The sequence below is a fragment of the Shimia fortis genome (assembly GCF_040225985.1).
Classification (GTDB): Bacteria; Pseudomonadota; Alphaproteobacteria; order Rhodobacterales; family Rhodobacteraceae; genus Shimia.
The window spans coordinates 1-6575 of the sequence record NZ_JBBPEU010000027.1; the positions used below are offsets into that span (position 1 = coordinate 1).

The following is a 6575-nucleotide window of genomic DNA, read 5'->3' on the forward strand; positions in this document are numbered from 1 at the left end:
ATCACGTCGGACCACGCACTGCCGGTCAGAAGGTCGTTGCCGTTGCCGCCGATCACGGTGTCGGCGCCAAAGCCGCCTTCGATGGTGTCGTTGCCGTCATCGCCCCGCAGCTCGTCATTGCCATAGCCGCCATCCAAGGAATCGTCGCCGGTTCCGCCATAGACCACGTCGCGTACGTCATCTTCGCTGTTACCCCCGATCAGGGTATCGTGTCCATCTGCACCGATCAGGGTGTCTGCACCATCGCCACCATGCAGCGCGTCAGGTCCATCGCCGCCTTGCAGGAAATCGTTGCCGGCAAGGCCATTGAACGTGTCCGATTCGGCGCCACCAATGAGCCGATCATCACCTGCGGTGCCCTCCAAGGTGCGCCCTTCATAGAAGGTGAACTGTTGAGCCATCACGTCATAACCATTGCCCAAATGGGTCGAGGCCCAGGTCACGAAAAGATCACCTGACGCCAATTGCGTGATGCCACCGGGCAACTGCGATCCTTCGGCAACGTCATGCACGAGAAATTCATCGCCATACGAGAACCCGTTGCCGTCAAAAACCCTTGCTGCCACATCCCAGAGCCCGTCATCGGCATCGGTATCCCAGCCGTCCGTGATCCAAGAAACGATGAACCCTCCAGTGTCCAAGGCCGAGATTGTCGCGTCTGACTGGCCGCCTCGGCTTGCTGTGTTGATGCGAAATTCGTCCGTAGTGGCATTACCTGCATTGTCGAATATGCGCCCGTAGATTCCGGAGCTCTCCCAACGCGAACCGCTTTCGCTATAATAGACGTCCTGTCGGGTCGATGTCCAAACCACAACGAACCCTCCGCCACTCAGTGCTGCAACGGCAATGTCTTCCTGGTCGCCACGGTCATAGGTGTTTAGTCTGAACTCTCCCCCGACAAAAGACCCGTCAGGGCGCAGGATACGACCCAGCAGTTCGTCACGGCTGGTGCTGGTAACATCGGTTTCACCTTCCCAAGTCACGACGTAGTGACCGTTGCTCAGTGTGGCAGAACTGGGGGAAGACTGGTCATAGCGCGAAGTCTGGTTGATTTGAAATGCTTCGCCGACAAGCGTTCCATCACTGGCGACCCGTTGTGCGAAAATGCCTTCGCCAGATCCATCCTGATACGATGTAGGGCTGCCCGGTTGGCGGTCGTCCGTCCAACTGGCGAGATAGCTGCCGTCTTCCTGAAGTGAAAGTGAGATGTGTTGAGGCGGATTTTCAGGATTGAAAAACGTCTCGCGGATGATCGTGCCGGCAGAGTCAAACACGCGACCAACCATCGAGTATCCAAGAGAATAGGATGTGTCCTGAACCGCTGCTAGAACCAAGAACTGGTCGCCTCGCAGGGGTTGGACCTCAATCTCGAGTATTTCTTCTTCGGGGCGATGCAGGGCAAACTCCTCCCCGGCAGCCGTGCCGTCCGGTGCAATAGCTTGTGCAAACCCGAGTTCGGTCCAGTCCTCGAAAAGAACGAGAAGCTCACCGTTCTGCAATTGTATCGGATGGCTGTGATACTGTCCTTCGTAGTTTGTATGCGTGTTGACCAGAATGCTGTTACCGTTCGGGATCAGATTGCTGTTGCCTGCTGCCATATTTGTGGTTCCAATTCGTTTCGTCTATCTGCCAGACCACCTGAAACGCGCAACCTGGACACCGCTCCTGCACACTGGAACGGCTTTGCTCAGCGTGGCAAAAATTGCAGTTTTGCTTAGCTAACTACGCTTTCGATAATTCTGGGGTTGTTCAAATGTGCGCTTGACACCCTACATGGGTAACTCGCGCTAAAGTTGCGGCAAATTGTCGCTTGGCTATTGAAGATGCAACGTCGTCTTGTTGGCGGATATTGTTGTTTCGGCATCGGATCTGGTGGCAAAGCACATTTCGATTAAGCGTTGCGGGAGGTAGTCGATGCTGAGAGCGCATCTGAACGATTTTATCAACACCGATTTTTCGGTGCTTCCCGACAGCGTGTCGACAATTGTCTACAGTCTGGATGGCGTTGCGCTCGCGCAAAACAACTTCTTTGATATCGGCATCGACGTCTTTTCATTTGTACATGACATCGAGATCGTCGACGCGATCGTCGAGCAAAATTTCGCGGTGTCCGAAGACATCGTGACCTTCGAATCCTACCTCCAGCAATACGACCAGTCCTTCTTCGCGTCGTTCCAGAATTCCGAAAGCACGATCCAGACCCGGATCGACAACATCATTGCCAATGCTGGCCCCCAGTTTTTCAGCGCCTTCACCCTGATGAACATTGCCAGCTTCTGGGAGTCAGTTTCGACGATCGGGGCCGCATTTTACTCGGTTGTGATCAATTCGGCGAACGGATTGCAGGGGATCGTGGATGGTGCGAGCAGCGATGTGCTTGAAATTGCGCAATCCGATTTTGTGGCCTTCGCGCGGGAATACGGATTTCGTGAATCCGGTACCGTCACAACCCTTCAGATATTCGAAGCGGCCGACCTTCTGCAAAACCTGTTCGCCAGGGGGTTCGATCTGGTGCGGGATTTGTCAGGTATCTTCTCGGAAGGCTCGTCAAGCACAGTTTCTGTCGGGTTTGCAGATATTGTTGATATTCTGAACGACTTGAACGACATTTGGACCCTGCAAGGGGACAACATGATACCGGCCCCGCTCGAGGTGTTACTCGGCGGCGTCGCTCTTGCCGAGAGGGGGGTGGCGTTATCTAACAGTGTGGCGGCGATCGCCGAGGCGATGGACGATCCCGCGTTGAGCGACCTTTCGCGCGCGTTCCTAGAGGATGCGCTGTTGATTAAACGTCTGGAATGGATTGATCTGGGGTCAAGCCTACTGGACCTGTTCTTCTCGGGTCTGGCGACGGTATACCCAGGAAGTCGGGCTTTCGCGAACATCTCGACTCTAGGCCAAAGCGCTGTGCTTGCTCTTGGGGATCTTCTCTCTATCAATCTGAAGTCCGACTGGGTGGTCGAGGCCCATCGTTTTGGCGACCTTGCCGCGCTTGTCAGCCCCATGGCCAGTTATCAAGACCTAGTCGCGTCCGGGCTGGCGCGCATTGATGACGTGATCGTCGGCACGTGGGGGGCCGAGTTGCCATCGATCGTTCCAGAAGACACCCCGGCGGTGAATGTCGTGCTGTCGGACCGGTACGACCACGAAAACGAGGCGATCTTTGAACGGGGCGGTCTGTTCGCGGACGGAACCGTCTATAACGGTGTCATAACGCCTTTCGAGGATGATGTGGACTGGTTCCAGGTCGATCTCGTTGCGGGACAGGAGTACCGTATCACTTTCAACGCCGGATCTGCCACGCTGACCCTACTGGGCAGCAACGGCCTTGTACTCGGGCGTGAAAACCTTGGTCAATCCACGTTGTCCTTGGCCGTGATGGAAGGCACGGCGCTGGAAACCGGGCGCCACTACATTCTTGCAGATGGTCAGGGCGATGCCGACGAATACGAGATTTCGCTCCAAACCGTCAACTTACCTGACACGGTGACCGAACTGGTCGAGATCGATAGCAACCTCGACACGCCCTACACGTTGGCTCCGGGCCAGAGTCTGGCCGGCCGTATCGGCGATCACCGAGATGAGCAGGACTGGATCGGGATCCAACTTCAGGAGGGGACGAACTATCGTCTCGCGGTAGAGTACGACGGCTATTCCAGCGACTTTGTGCTGCGCGATGCCTTTGGCCGGATCGTCGCGCATGAATTGCGTTCGGAAGGGCGGGTGCTCGAGGGTACGGCGGTCAACGGAGGAACCTATTTCGTCGAGTTTTCCGGAACGGGCCGGGGCAATTATACGCTCTCGTTTGACGAGGTTTCTTTGCCGCACGACCAGACCGAACTGGCCGATGCCCCCGGGGGGATCGGCACGCCCTATGAAATCGCCGAGGGCGAAACATTTGCCGGAACCATGGTCGAGCGCGACGGTGATGTCGCAGGTCGCGATGTTCCACTTGGGGATTGGGTGCGGGTTGCATTGACGGCAGGGCAGGATTACCGCATCCGACTTATCGAAGGCAGCGCCTACCGGGGCGACGTGACCCTGAGGGATGCCGTCGGCAACATCGTCGCCCGGCGTGATGTACACATATCGGATTCTGACGCCGCAGTGATCGAGGGTACAGCATTGTCTGGCGGAACCTATTTCATTTCGACCGAGGGCACGTCACAGGGCAGTTACACGATCCAATTCGACGCGGTTGACCTTCTGCCGGATCTGAGCGAACTCGGCGATGCGGCGGGCCGTATTGACACAATGTATCACCTTCTGATGGGGCAGAGCTTTGGCGGAACGCTGGCCGCCGTTGATGGAGACCGTGCCTTTGGTGCGGACGCGACCGATCCACTGGGAGACTGGGTGCGGGTCGATCTGGTGGCCGGGCAGGGGTATCGCTTTGAACTCCAACAGGGAAATATCAACAGCGCCGACGCCACACTGTATGACGCTGCGGGCCAAATTGTCGCCAGAACCAGCGCCGCCCTGTCCACCGCTGACCTTTCCGTCATTCAGGGCATCGCGCTGACATCTGGCACGTATTTTCTCGGCGCCAGCTCCGGAGGGTATAACGGGACATACACGCTGCAGGTCGAGGAACGCAGCTTTTCCGAGCATCTGGTCGAGCTGGACGAGGCGGTCGCCGGTACGGAAACCCTTTATGAACTATCGCCCGGCGAACGGTTCCGCGGCGAATTGAACGCCGCCGACGACGATACCCGCACGATCGGCGACCCGGCTGGCGACTGGGTGCGCGTCTCGTTGGAGGCAGGGCAGGAATATCGGCTGACACTGGCGCGTGACAACGGTTTGTCGGGCACGCTTGTCCTGTTTGACGCGACGGGCGAACAGCTGGCCACGGAAAACCAGTCCCTGTCGACCCGTGATCTTTCCGTGATTGAAGGCACCGCGTTGACCGGCGGGACGCATTATATCGGTGCGGTCGGGAACAGCTATAGTGGGCTTTATACGCTCGGGATCGACAGAGTGGCCCTTGGGGCCGATTTCACCGAACTTGTGGATGCGGCTGGCGGGATCGACACAGTTTACAGGCTTGATGCGGGCGAACGGTTCCGAGGGGAGTTGAACAGCACCGAAGGAGATACGCCAAACGGTGATGACCCGATGGGTGATTGGGTGCAGGTGCGCCTTTATGCAGGGCAGGCATATAGGTTTACTCTGACCGAAGACAGCCTCCATCACGGAGAGCTTGCACTGTTTAGTGATTCCGGGCTTCTCTTGCAGGAAGCAGACCGGGCGCTGTCTGACGGGACCACATCGGTGTTGCAGGGGGTGGCGCGATCAAGCGGAGATTTCTTCATCGGTGCGCTGGCAAGCGGATATACCGGCAGCTACACGGTCGACTTTGCACTCAATGCAGCCCCTGAAACGACATTGCCTGCTCGGATCCAGACAACTGCGGGACAGGTGTCGGTAGATCTGGCTCCGTATTTTACGGATGCGGATGGTGACGCGCTGGTCTATCAGGTGGACGGTCTGCCAGAGACGCTTTCCCTGTCAGGCAATGTCATCAGTGGCACCGTTGCACAGGGCGGCACGAGCTTTGATCTGCGTGTCACTGTCTCGGACGGCTTGCAGAACATTTCCGCCAATCTGGATTTCGGGATCATTCATGTGAATACCCCACCTGTCGGCACCCCGCAGGTCTGGGGTCTGGCCCGCGAGGGGGAAACACTTGAAGCGGCCCCGACGTTCCGTGACGATGACGGAATCGTGGATCCGGTCTATCAGTGGCTCAGGGACGGAGAACATATCCCCGGCGCGACCGGCACTTTTTATCAGGTCACGCAGGCTGATGTCGGCGCATCCCTTTCGGTCCGGGTGCAGTATACCGACGGCATGGGGACATCAGAACAGGTCGAAAGCATTGCAACCCTGCCGGTGGAAAACATCAACGACGCACCCGAAGGCGCGGTTCTTCTTGTTGGGGACACGCGTCCGGGCCAGGTACTTCGGGTGGATGCGTCGGGGCTGTCCGATCAGGATGGGCTGGGCCTGTTGCAGTACCAGTGGCAACGCGACGAACAGGATATCGACGGCGCAACAGCAGACAGTTACCTCCTCGGGCAAGAGGACAGCGGCGCAAGAATTAGGGTCGTGCTGAACTATTTAGACGGGTTTGGTTTCAACGAAACCGTCTTTAGTGACGTTTCGGATCCAGTACAATCCTTTGTCCTGACAGGCACGCCGGGCCCGGATCGTATCGACGGCAGCGCCCAGAATGATACGATCCTCGGGCTTGACGGGGATGACGTATTGCGAGGCGGTGATGGGCATGACCGCCTGCAGGGCGGAGACGGAGCAGATACCCTTGTAGGGGGCGCCGGGGATGACAGCTTGCTTGGGGGCGAAAGCGAGGCAGATCTGCGCGATGTCATGTATGGCGGTGACGGCGATGACTCTCTTGACGGCGGCTACGGCAATGACGAGCTGCGTGGCGATGCCGGCAACGACACGATTGCGGGAGGCTTTGGCGCGGATACCGTCATTGGCGGGGGCGGCAACGATACCCTGACCGGTTCGGCCTTTGGCGACATGATCTTTGGCGGCGATGGCGACGA

At 57.7% G+C, this 6575-nt stretch carries 1 protein-coding gene and 1 pseudogene; one reads left to right on the forward strand and one right to left on the reverse strand.

What is annotated here, in order from left to right:
- The coding region (locus tag WNE31_RS18260; RefSeq protein WP_349981381.1) for a calcium-binding protein at positions 1–1598 on the reverse strand (1598 nt) is incomplete at its 3' end.
- 316 nt (positions 1599–1914) lie between these two features.
- Here WNE31_RS18260 and WNE31_RS18265 point away from each other — a divergent pair.
- Positions 1915–6575 (forward strand): annotated as a pseudogene (locus tag WNE31_RS18265) (hypothetical protein); the annotation flags it as partial.